This window comes from Mesorhizobium sp. M0077, assembly GCF_040322955.1.
Classification (GTDB): Bacteria; Pseudomonadota; Alphaproteobacteria; order Rhizobiales; family Rhizobiaceae; genus Mesorhizobium.
Genome location: NZ_JAMYUL010000008.1, coordinates 145,077 through 160,756, shown reverse-complemented (window position 1 = coordinate 160,756; position 15,680 = coordinate 145,077). Strand labels below are relative to the sequence as shown.

Here is a 15,680-nt window from a genome sequence, read left to right as displayed (position 1 = left end):
GGGGAGGGGATCTGACGATATCCTCTTGGGCCACCATGGTCATCGATTGCGGAAGGTGGTGGCGGTCCTTTTCGGGCCGCCATGAGCGCGCCGGCAGGGGGGATCACCTGGCTTGGCTGTCTAATCCAGCCGGTCGCGCAGGATGCTCCAGGGGAGCAGCATATTCGGTGCATAGCGCACGAGCTTATGCAGCGGGATCGGCGCTGGCGGCGCGAAGGGGAGCGGCAGATCGCGGGCGTCCGTTCCGCTCGCCCAGTCCGCCAGCACTTTGCCCATTGCCGTGGTCATGGCGATGCCGCGACCGTTGCAGGCGAAGCCGGCGATCAGGCCCGGGCCGAGGTCGATGAGACGCGGCAGGAAATCCGGCATCACCGCCGCCACGCCTGTCCAGCTGTAGGCAAGCGGCGGCAGGTCAGGCAAATCGAGATGCCTGGCGAGCCGTCGCCAGATCGTTTGCGGCATGCGCGTCTCGGCGCCGGCTCCGACGACATGCATGCCGCCGCTGATCAGCCGGTTCTGGCCATCGAAGCGGCACGTGAACAGGTTGCGCCTGGTGTCGCCGACGCCCTGGCCGCCGGGCAGCAGGCGCGCGCGTATGGCCCGCGACAGCGGCGCAGTGGCGATCTGGAAGACTTTCAGCGGGATATAGGTCCGCGCCAGTGTCCGGTTCAGTGCCCCGCCATAGGCGTTGGTGGCGATCACCACCTTGCCCGCACGCACGGCGCCGGATGCGGTCGTCAAGGTCCAGCCATCCGCAGCGCGGTCAATGGAAGCGACGCGCGTCTGCTCGAAGATCCGCGCGCCGGCTTTTTCGGCGGCATCGGCTAGGCTGCGCGCATACTCGACCGGATTGAGGACGCCGCCAGATCTGTCCATCCAGCCGCCGGCATAGCCGTCGATGCCGGTGAGCTCCGTGACCGCCATGGCATCGAGCGCAACGGTCGGCCTGCCCCGCGCCGCCCATTGCTCGGCGCGCGATCGCGTTTTTTCCAGCGCGGCGGACGAATGCGCCGGCTGGATCCAACCATTCTGCACAGCGTCGCATTCGATGCCGTGCCGCTTGATCAGCCCGAAGACCAGGTCGGCGCTGCCGGCGGCGAAGTCAACCAGGCGCCCGCCGCGCTCGGGTCCGAGTTCGGCGATGATGTCGTCTGGATCCCGCTTGGCGAAGTTCGGAACGACGAAGCCGGCATTCCGGCCGGTCGCAGCCCAAGCAAGGAATTCGGCTTCGAGGACCGCGACCGAAAGCCCTTTCTCGGCGGCATGCAATGCCGTCGACAGGCCGGAAAAGCCGCCGCCAACGATTGCGAGATCGACGTCGAGCCCGCCTTGCAGCGTGCCCCGGTCGCGGCGGTTGCGGCTGACGGCATGCCAGAGTGAAACGCCATGCACGTCTTGCCGGATCATGGCATTCATGGCCCGGCCTCGTTCTCGCTGGCCGCCGCCTTTGTCTGTTTGCCGGGCTTCGGCCGGCGCGGTCGGTCGCCGAACAATCCGTTCGGCCGGATCAGCAGGATGACGCAGAGCATGACGCCGATGGCGACGATCTGCAGTGAGGCCGCGCGTGCCTGCTGCTCGGGCGCAAACAGCACGCTGGTCAGCGTGCCCGACCCCGCCCATATCGCCCAGACCAGGATGCTGCCGGCGATGGCGCCGGCATTGCTGCCCGAGCCGCCGACGATCAGCATCACCCAGACCTGGAAGGTCAGGATCGGCAGGTAATTGTCCGGCGCGATGAAGCCGGTGAAATGCGCCTGCAAAGCCCCTGCCAGCGCCATGATGGCGCCGCCGACGGCGAAGGCCTGAACGCGGTAGAAGCGCGCGCTCTTGCCCAGCGAAATCGCCGCTCGCTCGTCCTCGCGCAGCGCCTTGAGCACGCGGCCCCACGGACTGCGCGACAGGTGCTCCAGAGCGAGATAGGCCATCAGCGTCACCGCCGAAACGACCGCAAGGTTCGACAGGTTGAACAGCAGCGGCGTCTCGGCAAGGCCGCCGAACGGGCGCGGGATGAAACCGATGCCGAACGGGCCGCCGGTGAGTTTCTGCGCGTTGAGCGCGACCAGCTGCACGACGACGGCGACGCCGAAGGTGGTGATCGCCAGGTAGTCGGATCGCAGACGCAGCGTGGCCATGCCGGTAAGTGCTGCGGCGATACCGCCGACGACCATGGCGCCCGCCCAGCCGACCAGGATCGGCAGACCGAAGCCGCCGAAGCGCGCGGCATCGTCCGGGGTCGTCAGTAGCGCCGATGTATAGGCGCCGATGGCGACGAATCCGGCAAGGCCGACATTGAAAAGGCCAGTCAGCCCCCACTGCAGATTGAGCCCCAGTGTGACCAGCGAAAAGATCAGTGCGGTGGTCAGGAAGAATGCGCCGTAGCCGAGCAGGTCCATCAGCGTTCCCTCACACCAAACAGGCCGATCGGCCGCACGAACAGCACCGCCATCAGGATGATGAAGGAGATTGCGGCGCGCCATTCGGCGCCGATCAGCTGCACCGCACCGGCTTCGGCAAGACCGATGATCAAGCCGCCGAGCACGGCGCCCGGTATGCTGCCGATGCCGCCCAGGATGGCGGCTGCGAACATCGGCAGCAGCATGTCGAAGCCCATGAACGGGCGGATCTGCACCAGAATGCCGATCATCACGCCGGCCACGCAGGCCAGCGCCCCGCCGATGATCCAGGTGACGCGCACCACGGAGGCAACATCGATGCCGACGATGCGGGCCAGGGCCGCATTCTGGCTCAGCGCCTGCATGGAGCGGCCGGTCTGCGTGCGTGTCATCAACAGATGCACGCCGAGCACCAGCACTGCGGTCAGCAGCAGCAGCGCGATCTGATCGGGCGTGATGCGGATGCCGAAGCCGACCGGCATGGCGATCTGGATCGCCCGGCTGAAATAGGTCGGGCGTGAGCTGAAGGTGAATTCGAGCAGGCTGCGCAGCGCCATCGAGGCGCCGAAGCTCGCCATCACCACGATGATGGCTTGCCCCTGCGAACGCAGTCGCGAAAACAGCACCTTGTCGAGCAACAGCGCCAGCAGGGCGGTGAAAGCCATGCCGACAACCAGCGCAACCAGCAGCGGCCAGCCGAAGGACAGCGGACCAATGGGCGCCACCTTGCCGAACATCGCGCCGATGGCGCTGACGACGGCGAGCGTCGCATAGGTGCCCCAGGCCATGAAGTCGCCATGGGCGAAGTTCGAGAAGCGCAGGATCGAGTAGGTCAGCGTCACGCCGATGGCGCCAAGGCCGATCATCGAGCCGGTCAGCAGCCCATCGACGACAAATTGCAGGCTCATGCCGCGCCTCCCTTGCCGACGGGGGACGGGCGTTGGCCGAGATAGAGTTCGGCGACGACAGGATCGTTCCACAGTTCGGAAGCAACGCCCTCGTGCCGGTCCTTGCCGTCGACCAGCACATAGGCGCGGTCGCCGATGGCAAGCGCTGCCTTGGCGTTCTGTTCGACCAGCAGGATGGTGACGCCGGACTTGCGGATGCCGGCCAGCATCTCGAACACCGTCGATACGAATTTCGGCGACAGGCCGGCCGACGGCTCGTCGAGCACCAGCACCTTGGGATGGACGATCAGGGCGCGTGCGACGGCAAGCATCTGCCGTTGTCCGCCCGACAGATTGCCGGCGGCGGTGCGGCGCTGGCGGACGAGGTCGGGGAAGGCCGCATACATTTCCTCGATGCGGGCAGGGATTTCGCGTCGCTCGAGGATGCCGCAGGCGACTTTCAGATTGTCCTCGACCGACATCAGCGGAAAGATGTTCTCCGTCTGCGGTACGAAGGCGAGGCCGAGCCGGACGATGGTGTGGGCCGGCGCGGCGGTTATGTCCTTGCCGTCCAGGAACACCGCGCCGCCGGTGATCGGGACAAGGCCGGCGATCGCCTTGATGAAGCTCGACTTGCCGGCGCCGTTGGCGCCGAGCACGACGACGATCTCCCCCTTGCCGACGGTGATCGAGGCGCCGCGCACAATCGGCACGCCGGGCTCATAGCCGGCCTCGAGATTGCGGACGTTGAGGACAGTTTCGCTCATGCCGCACCTCCGAGATAGGCCTCGATGACGCGCGGGTCGCGGGCGACCTCTTCCGCCGTGCCTTCGCTGAGCAACTGGCCGCTCGCCATGACGAGGACGCGATGGCAGAGCCGCGTCACCATGTCGATATTGTGCTCGATCAGCAGAAAGGTGATGCCGTGCGCGTTGATGTCGCGGATGCGGTCGATGATGATCTCGAGCAGCGTCGCGTTGACGCCGGCGGCCGGTTCGTCGAGCAGGATGATCGCCGGATCGGCCATCATGACGCGGGCGAGTTCGAGCAGCTTGCGTTGACCGCCGGAAAGCACGCGCGCCGGTTCGTGCGCCAGCCGAGCGAGCGAGACGAGCTCGAGCAGCTCGAGTGCCTTTGCCCTGGCCGCTCTTTCCTGTGCCGCCACTCGCCAAGGCGTGACGAAGTTGGCGAGCAATTTTTCGCCGGCTTGGCCCTGTGCCGCCAGCATGATGTTTTCGATCAACGTCAGATTGGGCAGCGGGCGTGGGATCTGGAAGGTGCGTCCAAGACCACGGCCGATACGCAGATGAGCGGCTTCGCCGGAGACGCGCGTGCCATTGAGCAGGATATCGCCGCTGGTTGGCAATATGCTGCCGGCGAGCAGGTCGAACATGGTCGTCTTGCCGGCTCCATTGGGTCCGATCAGGCCGAGGATTTCGCCCGCTTTGACATCAAACGAGACATCGCTGACGGCGACAAGACCGCCAAAACGCCTGACGACGTTTCGCGCCGTCAGTACCGGCGCACGGGTCTCCTGCCTTTGGCGCTGCGCTGCATCGCTCATCAAACCCTCTGGCCGAAGACGATCGTTGTCGCCTCCTGATTTTTGATTTGTGATCACACTTGCGTTGATCACGCTATTCGGCTTTAATTTCATTCGCAAGCCGAAAACGGGGCAAATGCCGGTAATGCAGAAGGCTGCCATCGACAAGAACAATGGGACGATCGCAGCCCAGCTTACGCCGGTCGGCCGCGAGACGGTGCAGGATCGCGTCTATTCCGAGTTGCGCCGTGCTCTGATCGGTGGCCTTTTCGAGCCGAACCAGGTGCTGACCATCCGCGGTCTTGCCGATGCGCTGGTCACCTCGACCATGCCGGTACGCGAAGCGCTCGGCCGGCTGATCACGGAAAAGGCACTGGAGGCGCTGCCCAACCGTTCCGTGCGCGTGCCGCCGATCACGCTGGAGCGCATCGACGACCTCCTGCGTGCCCGCTCACTCATCGAAGGCGAAGCGATCGCGCTTGCCGCCAGGCGCATGAGCCCGCGCCAGATCGCGTCGATCGAAGCCATGCTGGGCGAATGGGACGAGATGCGGGCCCTGAAGCACAAGAAGGATATCGATCGCGAAGCGACGCTCAACCAGAGCTTCCATTTTGAGATCTACCGCTGCTGCGGCTCGGCTGTGCTGATCCCGATGATCGAAAGCCTCTGGCTTCAATCGGGACCCTGCATCCGCGTCGCCATCTATGCCTTCTCCGAGGCCGGCGAGGTCGATACCGCGCACTATCACCGCGGCATTGTCGCGGCACTTGCCAAACAGGATGCGCAAGCGGCGCGCGAGGCGCTGGTAGCCGACATCAGCCGCCCCTTCGCCTTCCTGCGCGACAAACTTCAATCGGCGAAGGACTGACATGCCCAAGCCCGCCATCGGCATCACAGAACCACGCTCGAAGCTTTCCGTGACGGCGCTGCTATTGCCCGAAAAGGCGCCGGAGAATGCCGCCTTCCTGCTGGCGTATCTGGCGCAGCCACGCATCATCCCAGGCATCCATGCGATGTGGACAGGACCGGAAATCTCGTGCCCGGTTCCGTCAGCCGATCTCCACGGCCAGGCCTATGCCCAGTCTTTGCCACCGGAGAATGCAACGCTGACGCCGCAGCCCGGCGATATCGTGCTGTCCTATGTGCCGCCACGCGTGTGGGGCGGCAATCCCAATGCCATCTTCGATATCGGCCTGTACTACGGGCAGGGGGCGCGGCTGCTGTTCCCGATCGGCTGGCTGGCCGGCAGCGTGGTCGCGCAAGTGCTTGCCGGAGAGCGCGATCAGTTTGCCGCCGCCTGCGGCGTTATCCGCCGCAACGGCGCCTGTGACATCACCTTCAGCCTGGTGGAGGCCTGAATGGCCGACGACAGTTTCGAGCTCTTCGATCTGCGCGTCGAAGCGGTCATTCCCGAAGGCAAGCCGGTCTATTGCGGCGCCAGGGCCGGCGACTATTTCGAACTGAAGGGCGAAATGCTCTCGCTGCCGGCAGGGCAGGGTTTTTCGATCTATTCGATCTCGGCCGTGTTGCCGCTCCTGGCGGCAAAGCAGCGCCCGACGCATGCAAATGACTGGATGACCTCGGATGCCGAGATCGCCTGTCCCGATCCCAATTGCGCCAGCCGGCTCCGCATCGTCAGGCTTGCCAAGCGGCGGTTCAGCCATGCCGAAACCACGGCCGTGCCGCTGCCGAAGGAGACCGACAAGGGATGACCGCCAGGACCATCGAACTCAGCCCCGGCTATGCGATCTCGCGAGTCATCCGCGGTGGCTGGCAGCTTGCCGGCGGGCATGGCGCCGTCGACCGCAGCCAGGCGGTGACCGACCTCATCGCCACTTTCGATGCCGGCATCTGGACCTATGACTGCGCCGACATCTACACCGGCGTCGAGGAACTGATCGGCGCCGCGCGCCTGCGGCTGGCCGGCGAGCGCGGTCTCGATGTTGCGGCCAGGATGAAGGTGCACACCAAGCTGGTGCCGGACCTCGAACGACTGGCAGGCATCAGCCGCGACTACATCAGGGGCATCGTCGATCAGTCGCTTCGCAGGCTCAAGACCGAGCGGATCGACCTCGTGCAGTTTCACTGGTGGGATTATGACCAGCCTCGTTACGTCGAGGCGATGGGTTGGCTCGACGAGCTTCGGCTGGAAGGCAAGGTGCGCAATCTCGGCACCACCAATTTCGATACGCCGAGGCTAGCCGAAATCCTCTCCGCTGGCATCCCGCTGGTCAGCCAGCAACTGCAATATTCAGTGCTCGACCAGCGGCCGGCAAACAGCCTTGCGGGCCTTGCCGCTAAGAACGGTGTCCGCTTCCTCTGCTACGGCTCGGTGGCGGGCGGCTTCCTCAGCGACAAATGGCTTGGCGTGGCCGAGCCCTCCACGCCGCTCGAAAACCGCTCGCTGGTCAAATACAAGCTGATCATCGACGACTTCGGCGGCTGGGAGCTGTTCCAGTCCCTGCTCAAGGCGCTGAAAGCGGTCGGCGATCGCCACGGCGTCGACATCGCCACCATCGCCTCGGCATGGGTGCTCGAGCAGCCGCAGGTCGCGGCCGTCATTGTGGGTGCGCGCAACCAGGCACATGCGCTGGCCAATACGAAAATCATGGACGTCGCGCTCGACGCCGACGATCGCGCGCGGATTGCTGCCGCCATCGCACAAGGCACCGGCCTCGCGGGCGATGTCTACGCGCTGGAGCGCGACCGTCATGGCCGCCACGGCTCGATCATGCATTACAACCTCAATGCGGGGAAGAAATGAGCGGAGAGCCTTCCCTTTTTTCGCGTGCCAGCGCTGAAATCATCGACCTGCATCGCTTCTTCGTCGACTGGTTTGTCGCCGCGCGAGCCGACGCTGTGGAGTTCGGCCGCTTCGAGGCTGTCATGGGCGAAGGCCTCACCATGGTGGCGCCGAATGGCCAGATCCTCGATCGCGACGCGGTCGTAGATCATGTCCGGACAAGCCGCGCCACTTGCGACGACGGTTTTGCCATATCGATCGAGGACATCAGGCCGGGTTGGCAGGACGCGGACACGATCGTCATCTTCTACATCGAGGCGCAACTGCGCGCCGGCAAACACAGTCGCCGGCAGTCCAGTGCGGTCTTCACCACCAGTTCATCGGCACCAAACGGCGTCGAATGGCGGCATCTGCATGAGACCTGGCTGCAGGCGCCGGAAGGCTGAACAGGCAAAAGTTCAAACAAGAAAAGGGGAACGGCAATGAAGAAGACGATACTTCAAATCACCACAGCACTGGCTCTCGTGACGATGGCCGGCGCCGCACACGCAGCGGACTGCAAGATCACCGTCGGCCTGGTCATGGAGCTCACCGGTCCGGCCGGCGAATACGGCCAGGCCGGCGCGAAGTCCGTCGAAATGGCCTTCCGCGACATCAATGAAGCCGGTGGCGTACGCGGCTGCGATCTCGCAACCGACACGCGCGACAGCCAGAGCCAGGGCAATATCGCGGTCGATGCCGCGACCCAGCTGGTACAGGTCAAGAAGGTGCCGGTGATCATCGGCGGCATCATCTCCTCGGTGTCGATCCCGATTTTGACCTCGGTCACCGGGCCGGCCAAGATCGTGCAGGTGTCGCCGGCTTCGTCCTCGCCGACGCTGACCGCCCTTGGCCGCGACGGCAAGACCAACGGCATCTTCTTCCGCACCATCACGTCGGATGCGCTGCAAGGCGTGGCCGCCGCCAAATACGCCATCGACAAGGGCTTCAAGAAACTGTCGATCATCCATGTCAACAACGACTTCGGCGTCAACATGGTGGCCGAATTCTCGCGTGCCTACAAAGCGCTCGGCGGCACCATCGTCTCCGACACGCCCTATAATGAAAAGCAGTCGAGCTATGCTTCGGAAGTGACGGCGGCGATGGGAGGCGAGCCGGACGGACTCTACCTCGTCAGCACGCCGGTCGACGGCGCAACGGTCGCCCGCACCTGGATATCGCAGGGCGGCGTGCAGAAATTCCTGCTCAATGACGGCATGAACAGCCCGGACTTCATCGAATCCGTCGGCGCCGATTATCTGAAGGATGCCTATGGTACCTCTTCTGGCACCAGCCCGACGGCATCCACCGACTATTTCCTGAAAAACTACAAGGAGTTTTCGGGCATCGAACCGTCGAACCCGGCAGCCGACCGTACCTATGATGCCGGCGCCATTGTCGGTCTCGCCATTGCCATTGCCGGCTCCGAGGATCCAGCCAAGATCAAGGATGCCATGTACAAGGCGGTCGATCCTGCCGGCACACCGATCTATGCCGGCAAGGACGAGTTCGCCAAGGCGCTCGGCCTGATCAAGGACGGCAAGCCGATCCGCTATGAAGGCGTCATCGGTCCGGTCAGCTTCGACAAATATGGCGACATCACCGGTCCGTTCCGGCTGTGGAAGATCGTCGACGGCAAGGTGACGACCGACGGTGAAATGACAACCGACGACGTCAACGCGCTCCAGGCGAAATTGCAGTAGGCGCCGGTACATTGTCCGGCGCGATCTCCGTTCGATCTCTGGGAGATCGACGCCGGACAAGCAGTCCAACATCGGCGCTAGTTACGCGGTCAAGCGCGAAATCAGCCGGGTCAATATAACGACAGGCGGCTGGCCGGGCATGAAGACCTGCGGATTGGAGAGGGCGCCGACGATATGACCCACATAGTCTGATTTGTCGTAGCCGATTGACGATATCGGGTAGGCGTCGAAATTGGTCAGGGACACATTGTCGAAGCCATAGAGGCGGAAGCGGCTGGGCCGGTTGTCGGGGAAATCCGCCCGGCAGACATCCAGAACACCCATGGCCATCGCGTCGGACGTACAAAAGACCGCATCGGGACAGCCGCGTCCCGTCAGGCCGGCGGCTGCCGCATAGCCCGACTCGTAGGAATAGTCTCCCTGGACCGTCTGCAGCAGTTCAATTCCATGATGCCGGAACGCTTCGAGGTAGTGGCCGATGCGCAGCTGTTCGACCCGCGAGGACGAACGGCCGGTCAGCAGGCTGGCCGTGCGCGCGCGCTTGGCCGCCGCATCCGCCACGGCCTCGGCGATGCCGACGCCTTCATCGGGAATGACGGTGGGTGACAGATCGTCATGCAGTCCGTTCAGCATGATGACCAGGTCCGAGCGAAACATGCGCCGCACCGTCGCTGCATCGGCAAAGTCGGAGAACACCACGGCGGCATCGACATGATAGGCAACGCCGTTGCGCAGAAAATCCTCGACCCCTTCCGCCGAGCCGATGCGGATGAGGATGACCTGCTTGCCGATCGACTGGATTGCGTCGAGCAGCCGGTCGAACAGGTCGAGATCTGAAAGGTCGTGAATGTGGTTGACCACGACGGCAACCAGATTGACGGTCTTGGTGGTCAGGCTTTGCGCCAGGAGATTGGGTTTGTAGCCGAGCTGCGCGGCGGCCTGCACGACACGTTCGCGTTTGTCCGCCGAGACCGGTCGCGGTCCGCTCGACAGCGCACGGCTGGCCGCGGCACGCGACACGCCTGCCAGCCGCGCGACATCGGCGATCGTTGCGACGGCGCCTCGAGTGTGCGCCGATCGGTTACCGGTAGTGGGTGTCACCACAGCGGGTTGAGCGCCGGCGGGTTGGAGTCCGGCCCCCACCACTTCTTGTAGGTCGTCTCATAGGTGCCCGACTGGATGAAGTCGGACACGAACATGTCGAGCCAGCGGACGAATTCGGGATCGCCCTTGGCGACCGCGATGCCGATCGGATCGTTGGAATAGAGGCCAGGCAGCGTCACCAGGCTCGGTGTCTTGGTCGCGAGGTAATCGAGCAGCGAGGAATCCTCGATCGCCGCATCGACGCGCTTCTGTTGCAGCTGCAGAACCCCGTCGGGCGCGAACTGGTCGACATAGACGAGCTCTGCTTCCGGCACGGCCGCCTTGAGGAAGGTTTCGCCCGTGGTGCCGCGGCCGACGACAACCTTCTTGCCGGCGAGCCCCTTGAGGTCGGTTATCCCGGCATCCTTCTGGACGATGACGCGCAGCCCGGCCCGGTTGTAGGGGATGGTGAAGTTGACGGTCTTGGCCCGCTCGAGCGTTGCCGAGGTGTTTGCGACCGCGACATCGATCTGTCCCGACACCAGCATGGAAATACGGGCATCGCCCGAGACGTCGACGAACTCGACCGGCACCCCGAGCTTTTGCGCCAGCAGCGTCGCGACATCGACATCGTAGCCGACAGGGTTGTTTTGTGCATCGCGAAAGCCGATCGGCTCGCCGCCGAGCGATACGCCGATGCGAATGGTGCCGCGTGAGCGGATGTCGTCAATCATGCCGGCAAGGGCCGGAAAAGCCGAACCGGCCACGATGGCCAGCGCGGCGAAGGCACGCAGTACGGTTTTCATGGTTCCTCTCCTTATTTTCTAGTGACGCGTTTTGCTGCCCGCAATTCGGGTGCGGGCATGGAATCCTTCCAGAGCCAGTAGCGGACCTCGCCCTCGCATCTGAAATTCACCACCTCGTGGTTCTGCTCGGCGTCGACGGCGTGGATGACCACTCCGGCCAGGAAGCCGGTGTCGAGTTCAGCCAGTTCCTCGACCGCCAGCGCGACCGCATCCGACAGGGATCGGCCAAGCTTCATGGCCAGCACGACGGTCCGTGCGGTGGCGCAGCGCATCGTCATCTCGCCGGTATGGGTGCACGCCGCCGCACCATAGCGGCTGTCGGCGTAAAAGCCTGCGCCGGGAATGGGAGAATCGCCGAGCCGGCCCGGATATTTCCAGGCCCAGCCCGAGGTCGAAGTCGCGGCATGGATGCCGCGCCGCGCATCCGCCGACAGGAAGACGGTGGTGTCGCGGACCCGCTCGGGATCGGTGATAGTACGGCTGAGCGGCGCCAGATCGATATCGGGGAATTTCGCCAGCTGTTGCGGTGTGAGTTCCTGTTGCAGCCGCTCCCACCAGACGCGCTTAGAGTCCTCGAACAAGACTTCGTCTTCGGCAAAACCGATTTCGCTGGCAAAGCGCCGCGCCCCTTCGCCGGTCAGCATCACATGCGGCAGGCGCTTCATTACCTGCTGCGCCAGGGCAGCGACCGCCAAGGTCCTTGGCACGGCGCCGACTGAACCGACCTCTCTTGTATTGCCGTCCATGACCCCGGCGTCGAACTCCATCTCGCCCAGCATGTTCGGCCAGCCGCCATAACCGACGCTGCGAACCTTGACCTCTTTCTCCACCATGCCGATGCCGGCAACCATCGCGTCCAGGCTGACGGCGCCATCGCGCAGCATTTGCACCGAGGTTTCGAATCCCGGCCATGCTTCGTTGTTGGCTAACAGCAGCATTCCTAGTCCTTGCGCATCTTGGAGAGAAACTGCGCAACCCGCGGCTGCGCCCGGCCGCCGTCCGCGGCGAAGAAACGATCCGTTGGCAGATCGACCACCAGCCTGCCCTTGTCGAGGAAGACGATGCGGTTGGAAATCTCGCGCGCGAATTCGATCTCGTGGGTGACGAACAGCATCGTCGTGCCTTGCGCGGCGAGCTTTGCCAGGATGGCCAGCACCTCGGAAGTCATTTCCGGGTCGAGCGCGCTGGTCACTTCATCGAGCAGCAGATAGCGCGGCTGCATGGCGAGCGCCCGGCAGATGCCGACACGCTGGCGCTGCCCGCCCGACAACTGCGCCGGGTAGGCGTTGGCCCGATCGGCGAGGCCGACGGACTCGAGCAGCTTGCGCGCCAGCGCCTCGGCCTCAGGGCGCGGCATCTTCAGCACCTCGATCGGGGCGAGCGTAATGTTCTGAAGCGCGCTCATATGCGGATAGAGGTTGAACAGCTGGAAAACGGTGCCTGAGCGCTTGCGCGCCTCGGCCAGCTCCTTCGGCTTGCTGACATCGAAATCGTCGACCGTGATGCGGCCCGACTTCAGCTTTTCGAGGCCGTTGATGCAACGGATCAATGTCGACTTGCCGGACCCCGACGACCCGAGGATCGAGACCACTTCGCCGGGCGCGATCGTCAGGTCGACGCCGTCCAGCACAGTGACCTCGCCGAACGCTTTGTGCACGTTTTCGATCTTGAGCATGTTAAAGCCCCCGCCAGGCGCTGTGCGCCCGCAGGCGGTTTTCAAGACGCTCGCCAAGCAGGGCGACCAGCTTTGCCGCGCCATAGTAGAGCAGTCCGACGACGGTCCAGACCACGAACGGCTTCAAGGTCCGCATGTTGAGGATGTGGCCGATCTTGGTCAGGTCGACGACGCCGATGACAGAAATCAGCGACGTCACCTGAAGCTGGTTGACCAGCAGCGCGACGAGCGGGCCGACCGCGAAGGCGGCAGCCTGGGGCGAAACGATATGGCGCAGGACCTGCCACCGGGTCAGGCCGAAGACACGCGCGGCCTCGACCTGCTCGCGTTCGATCGACTCGACCGCCGAGACCGCGATGACATAGACGAATGCCGCGGTGTTCGCCGACAGAGTGATGGTCGCTGCGGTGACCGGCGTCACCCTTATATGCAGCAGCGCCGGCAGGCCGAAGAACACCAGGAACAGCTGCACCAGCACCGGCGAGTTCTTCAACAGCTCCGACAGGAAGGTGACGATCTGGGCCAGAACCGGCACACGGTAGAACCGCACCAGCGCCCAGCTCAGGCCAATCAGCAGTCCGATCAGCGACGTGATGAGAAACAGCGCGACGTTGGTGCCGAGACCTTGCGCCAGCAGGATCAGGTCGTAGGAGGTGAAGTCGCTGAACCGCATCAGTCGACCGCCTCCATCATGTCCCGATTGAGATGGCGGTGGAGCAGGGTGACGCCCAGCGAGACCAGATAGGTCAGGGCCGCATAGGCACAGAGCAGCACCATATAGACCTCGAAGGGCCGATAGGTCTGCGAGACCACGATCTGGGCTGAGCCGGTGAGCTCGTTGAGCGTGATGGTCGAGAGGATCGAGGACGTAAGGATCATGTTGATGAGCACGGATCCGAGCGGTCGCACGGAGGTGCGCAGCGCAATCGGCAGCACGATGCGGGTGAAGATCTTGCGCCTGGACAGGCCGCTCACTTCAGCGGCGTCGATGATGCCCTGGTCGATGGCGAGGATGCCGGCGCGAATGATGTCGGAGGCATAGGCGCCGCCGGCAATCGAAAGCGCCACGACGCCGGTGGTGAAGGCATCGATGTAAATGCCGAGCTCGGGCAGGCCGTAATAGAAGAAGAACAGCTGGACGATGAACGGCACATTGCGGAAGAGATCGACATAGACGAAGGCGATCCGTCGAAGCAGTGCCGAGGCGGAGGTGCGTGCGATCGCCACCAACGCGCCCATGAAGACGCTTCCTACCAGCGACAGCGCGCAAGCCGCGGCCGTGAGTTCGGCGCCGCGCGCCAGAAAACCCAGATGCGGGAGCAGAGTGGACAGATCGAAATGCACCGGCGGTCCCCAGTGAAACCGGTTTCACTCTTTTGGCTTTCGCCTCGTCTGTCAAGATGCAGGGTCTGGTTGCCGGCCTGTGGATTGCATTCGTTGCGATGATTCCGGTTCGCCTCATGCGCGCTATGTCTCAAGCGCCGACAATTCGCCGCCGGCTTTCAACTCGACGACGCCGCCTATGCCAGCCGCGCGTCGCTGCGATGGCGGCTGGGGCGGCGCCCTCGGTTTTGCCGATCCCGGCGCCGGTGTCGGATTCGGCTACGTCACCAACCGCATGCTGGGTTTCGACGACTCCACGCCGCAAGGTGTTGATGATGCCGTTTACGACGCGCTCTGACGTAGGGGCGTTATGTGCGGATATTCGGGTTCCACATGGCGTCCGGCACGATCACCAGCTTGCCGACGAAGTCCTTGGCAATAAAGTCTGCCTGCGCCTTGTGAAAATCGGAGAGCCTGTAGACGCCGCCGACCAGCGGCCGGATTTTCTTCGCTTCGATGTATCCAATGATGCGGCGGAAGTCGGCGCGCGTGCCCTGGCTCGATCCGTGCAGTTGCAGCTGCTTGAGATACATGGTCCTGAGATCGAGCTGCACGACCGGGCCGGCGATGGCGCCGGCGGTGGTGTAGCGGCCTTCGGGCCTCAGGATGCGCAAGAGGTCGTTGAAGATCGCGCCGCCGACGAGATCGGCGACCACATCGATCGGCTGGTCGCCAGTGGCTTCATTCACGGCGGCGGGAAGATCGGCAACCCCACGGGTAATGACCGCTTCGGCGCCGATGTCGCGCACCGCCTGCTCCTTGCCCTTGCCGACGACCGCATAGGGAATGGCGCCGCGCGCCCGCGCCAGCTGCACGATGCCGGAACCGACGCCGCCCGAGGCGCCGGTGACCAGCACGCGTTCGCCGGCTTTCAGCCCGGCGCGCTCCAGCATCTGTTCGCCGGTGAGGTAGGCGCAGCAGAAGGTGGCGAGTTCGACGTCGCTCATGTCAGTATCGACGAAATGCGCATTCTCGCCCGGCACCGTCTGGTACTCGGCGTACCCGCCGTCGCGACCGTGGCCCATATAGTCAATGTCGGCGAGGGAATCGTCGTCGCGGTTGTAGATCGAAAAATCGACCATTACCCGTTCGCCGATACGGCCCGGGGAAACGCCTTCGCCGACGGCAGCGATGGTGCCGACCGTGTCGGTGCCCTGGATGCGCGGGAAGGTAAGCGTGTTGCCTTGCCGCCGCCACGTCGACACGGCGGCAGCGTCCTCCTCCGTGCCATAGGCGCCCTGGCGTACCCAGACATCGGTGTTGTTCATACCGCAAGCGCTGACCTTAACCAGCACCTCGCCGGCGGCAGGCACAGGCACTTTCACATCGCTGCGATAGACGAGCTTTTCCGGTCCGCCATGCCCGGTGAGCAGCACGGCGGCCATGGTGGCGGGGAGGGTCTTGGTCATGGCATTCATGGGTCGA

General features: G+C 64.2%; 19 protein-coding genes. 7 read left to right on the top strand and 12 right to left on the bottom strand.

The genetic code is table 11. The features are described from left to right. Positions 1 to 120: 120 nt before the first annotated feature. From NKJ57_RS17570 to NKJ57_RS17550, 5 genes are read right to left on the bottom strand one after another with little or no spacing between them, the layout of a single operon-like run. Positions 121 to 1,416 (bottom strand): NAD(P)/FAD-dependent oxidoreductase, encoded by a 1,296-nt coding sequence (locus NKJ57_RS17570; protein ID WP_352511465.1) that lies wholly within the window; start codon positions 1,414 to 1,416, stop codon positions 121 to 123. Next, positions 1,413 to 2,396 (bottom strand): branched-chain amino acid ABC transporter permease, encoded by a 984-nt coding sequence (locus NKJ57_RS17565; RefSeq protein ID WP_352511592.1) that lies wholly within the window; start codon positions 2,394 to 2,396, stop codon positions 1,413 to 1,415. The genes NKJ57_RS17570 and NKJ57_RS17565 overlap by 4 nt, the downstream gene beginning before the upstream one ends. Beyond that, positions 2,393 to 3,301, bottom strand: a complete 909-nt coding sequence (locus NKJ57_RS17560) for a branched-chain amino acid ABC transporter permease (protein WP_023710022.1) — start codon at positions 3,299 to 3,301, stop codon at positions 2,393 to 2,395. The genes NKJ57_RS17565 and NKJ57_RS17560 overlap by 4 nt, the downstream gene beginning before the upstream one ends. Continuing rightward, positions 3,298 to 4,047 (bottom strand): branched-chain amino acid ABC transporter ATP-binding protein, encoded by a 750-nt coding sequence (locus NKJ57_RS17555; RefSeq protein ID WP_352511466.1) that lies wholly within the window; start codon positions 4,045 to 4,047, stop codon positions 3,298 to 3,300. Before NKJ57_RS17555 ends, NKJ57_RS17560 begins: the two co-directional genes overlap by 4 nt. Next, the gene (locus NKJ57_RS17550; protein ID WP_352511468.1) at positions 4,044 to 4,844 is read right to left on the bottom strand and encodes an ABC transporter ATP-binding protein; all 801 of its coding nucleotides are present in this window, start codon (positions 4,842 to 4,844) and stop codon (positions 4,044 to 4,046) included. Before NKJ57_RS17550 ends, NKJ57_RS17555 begins: the two co-directional genes overlap by 4 nt. Before the next feature lie 124 nt (positions 4,845 to 4,968). Between NKJ57_RS17550 and NKJ57_RS17545 the strand changes: the two genes are divergently transcribed. The 6 genes from NKJ57_RS17545 to NKJ57_RS17520 are packed head-to-tail and all read left to right on the top strand — an operon-like array spanning position 4,969 to position 9,308. Beyond that, complete coding sequence (locus NKJ57_RS17545) at positions 4,969 to 5,691, top strand: GntR family transcriptional regulator (protein ID WP_023699822.1); 723 nt, start codon at positions 4,969 to 4,971, stop codon at positions 5,689 to 5,691. A 1-nt stretch (position 5,692) separates the two neighbouring features. Next, complete coding sequence (locus NKJ57_RS17540; RefSeq protein ID WP_023667857.1) at positions 5,693 to 6,181, top strand: DUF3830 family protein; 489 nt, start codon at positions 5,693 to 5,695, stop codon at positions 6,179 to 6,181. After that, positions 6,182 to 6,535 (top strand): TIGR04076 family protein, encoded by a 354-nt coding sequence (locus NKJ57_RS17535; RefSeq protein WP_023667858.1) that lies wholly within the window; start codon positions 6,182 to 6,184, stop codon positions 6,533 to 6,535. Further along, the gene (locus NKJ57_RS17530) at positions 6,532 to 7,587 is read left to right on the top strand and encodes an aldo/keto reductase (protein ID WP_023699821.1); all 1,056 of its coding nucleotides are present in this window, start codon (positions 6,532 to 6,534) and stop codon (positions 7,585 to 7,587) included. The genes NKJ57_RS17535 and NKJ57_RS17530 overlap by 4 nt, the downstream gene beginning before the upstream one ends. Continuing rightward, complete coding sequence (locus NKJ57_RS17525) at positions 7,584 to 8,012, top strand: hypothetical protein (protein ID WP_023667860.1); 429 nt, start codon at positions 7,584 to 7,586, stop codon at positions 8,010 to 8,012. The genes NKJ57_RS17530 and NKJ57_RS17525 overlap by 4 nt, the downstream gene beginning before the upstream one ends. 36 nt (positions 8,013 to 8,048) lie before the next feature. After that, positions 8,049 to 9,308 carry an ABC transporter substrate-binding protein gene (locus tag NKJ57_RS17520; protein WP_352511470.1) on the top strand — a complete coding sequence of 420 codons (1,260 nt, stop codon included), beginning with the start codon at positions 8,049 to 8,051 and terminating at the stop codon, positions 9,306 to 9,308. 81 nt (positions 9,309 to 9,389) lie between these two features. Here NKJ57_RS17520 and NKJ57_RS17515 read toward each other — a convergent pair whose 3' ends face one another. The 6 genes from NKJ57_RS17515 to NKJ57_RS17490 are packed head-to-tail and all read right to left on the bottom strand — an operon-like array spanning position 9,390 to position 14,216. Beyond that, positions 9,390 to 10,412, bottom strand: coding sequence for a LacI family DNA-binding transcriptional regulator (locus NKJ57_RS17515; RefSeq protein ID WP_023732245.1), 1,023 nt, complete (start codon positions 10,410 to 10,412; stop codon positions 9,390 to 9,392). Beyond that, complete coding sequence (locus tag NKJ57_RS17510; protein ID WP_023695228.1) at positions 10,406 to 11,197, bottom strand: transporter substrate-binding domain-containing protein; 792 nt, start codon at positions 11,195 to 11,197, stop codon at positions 10,406 to 10,408. The genes NKJ57_RS17515 and NKJ57_RS17510 overlap by 7 nt, the downstream gene beginning before the upstream one ends. An 11-nt stretch (positions 11,198 to 11,208) precedes the next feature. Further along, the gene (locus NKJ57_RS17505) at positions 11,209 to 12,135 is read right to left on the bottom strand and encodes an isoaspartyl peptidase/L-asparaginase (protein WP_352511472.1); all 927 of its coding nucleotides are present in this window, start codon (positions 12,133 to 12,135) and stop codon (positions 11,209 to 11,211) included. A 2-nt stretch (positions 12,136 to 12,137) separates the two neighbouring features. After that, on the bottom strand, positions 12,138 to 12,872 hold the full coding sequence (locus NKJ57_RS17500; RefSeq protein WP_023699816.1) for an amino acid ABC transporter ATP-binding protein: 735 nt from the start codon (positions 12,870 to 12,872) through the stop codon (positions 12,138 to 12,140). Between the two features lies 1 nt (position 12,873). Beyond that, complete coding sequence (locus tag NKJ57_RS17495; RefSeq protein WP_023682681.1) at positions 12,874 to 13,545, bottom strand: amino acid ABC transporter permease; 672 nt, start codon at positions 13,543 to 13,545, stop codon at positions 12,874 to 12,876. Further along, entirely contained in the window at positions 13,545 to 14,216 is a 672-nt protein-coding gene (locus NKJ57_RS17490) for an amino acid ABC transporter permease (protein WP_023682680.1), read from the bottom strand. The genes NKJ57_RS17495 and NKJ57_RS17490 overlap by 1 nt, the downstream gene beginning before the upstream one ends. A 178-nt stretch (positions 14,217 to 14,394) precedes the next feature. On the opposite strand from NKJ57_RS17490, the gene NKJ57_RS17485 reads away from it, so the two are divergent. Then, positions 14,395 to 14,553 (top strand): hypothetical protein, encoded by a 159-nt coding sequence (locus NKJ57_RS17485; RefSeq protein WP_352511474.1) that lies wholly within the window; start codon positions 14,395 to 14,397, stop codon positions 14,551 to 14,553. Positions 14,554 to 14,563: 10 nt separating this feature from the next. Here the strand turns inward: NKJ57_RS17485 and NKJ57_RS17480 are convergent, their stop codons facing one another. Next, positions 14,564 to 15,673 carry an alcohol dehydrogenase family protein gene (locus NKJ57_RS17480; protein WP_023753982.1) on the bottom strand — a complete coding sequence of 370 codons (1,110 nt, stop codon included), beginning with the start codon at positions 15,671 to 15,673 and terminating at the stop codon, positions 14,564 to 14,566. Between the last annotated feature and the right edge of the window lie 7 nt (positions 15,674 to 15,680).

What these genes read in the sequence shown, in the direction of transcription:
- NKJ57_RS17510 (WP_023695228.1), bottom strand. Translation starts at nt 11,197, where the DNA reads ATGAAAACCGTACTGCGTGCCTTCGCCGCGCTGGCCATCGTGGCCGGT.
- NKJ57_RS17550 (WP_352511468.1), bottom strand. Translation starts at nt 4,844, where the DNA reads ATGAGCGATGCAGCGCAGCGCCAAAGGCAGGAGACCCGTGCGCCGGTA.
- NKJ57_RS17545 (WP_023699822.1), top strand. Translation starts at nt 4,969, where the DNA reads ATGCAGAAGGCTGCCATCGACAAGAACAATGGGACGATCGCAGCCCAG.
- NKJ57_RS17520 (WP_352511470.1), top strand. Translation starts at nt 8,049, where the DNA reads ATGAAGAAGACGATACTTCAAATCACCACAGCACTGGCTCTCGTGACG.
- NKJ57_RS17485 (WP_352511474.1), top strand. Translation starts at nt 14,395, where the DNA reads ATGCCAGCCGCGCGTCGCTGCGATGGCGGCTGGGGCGGCGCCCTCGGT.
- NKJ57_RS17570 (WP_352511465.1), bottom strand. Translation starts at nt 1,416, where the DNA reads ATGAATGCCATGATCCGGCAAGACGTGCATGGCGTTTCACTCTGGCAT.
- NKJ57_RS17500 (WP_023699816.1), bottom strand. Translation starts at nt 12,872, where the DNA reads ATGCTCAAGATCGAAAACGTGCACAAAGCGTTCGGCGAGGTCACTGTG.
- NKJ57_RS17535 (WP_023667858.1), top strand. Translation starts at nt 6,182, where the DNA reads ATGGCCGACGACAGTTTCGAGCTCTTCGATCTGCGCGTCGAAGCGGTC.
- NKJ57_RS17495 (WP_023682681.1), bottom strand. Translation starts at nt 13,545, where the DNA reads ATGCGGTTCAGCGACTTCACCTCCTACGACCTGATCCTGCTGGCGCAA.
- NKJ57_RS17540 (WP_023667857.1), top strand. Translation starts at nt 5,693, where the DNA reads ATGCCCAAGCCCGCCATCGGCATCACAGAACCACGCTCGAAGCTTTCC.
- NKJ57_RS17555 (WP_352511466.1), bottom strand. Translation starts at nt 4,047, where the DNA reads ATGAGCGAAACTGTCCTCAACGTCCGCAATCTCGAGGCCGGCTATGAG.
- NKJ57_RS17530 (WP_023699821.1), top strand. Translation starts at nt 6,532, where the DNA reads ATGACCGCCAGGACCATCGAACTCAGCCCCGGCTATGCGATCTCGCGA.
- NKJ57_RS17525 (WP_023667860.1), top strand. Translation starts at nt 7,584, where the DNA reads ATGAGCGGAGAGCCTTCCCTTTTTTCGCGTGCCAGCGCTGAAATCATC.
- NKJ57_RS17505 (WP_352511472.1), bottom strand. Translation starts at nt 12,135, where the DNA reads ATGCTGCTGTTAGCCAACAACGAAGCATGGCCGGGATTCGAAACCTCG.
- NKJ57_RS17480 (WP_023753982.1), bottom strand. Translation starts at nt 15,673, where the DNA reads ATGAATGCCATGACCAAGACCCTCCCCGCCACCATGGCCGCCGTGCTG.
- NKJ57_RS17560 (WP_023710022.1), bottom strand. Translation starts at nt 3,301, where the DNA reads ATGAGCCTGCAATTTGTCGTCGATGGGCTGCTGACCGGCTCGATGATC.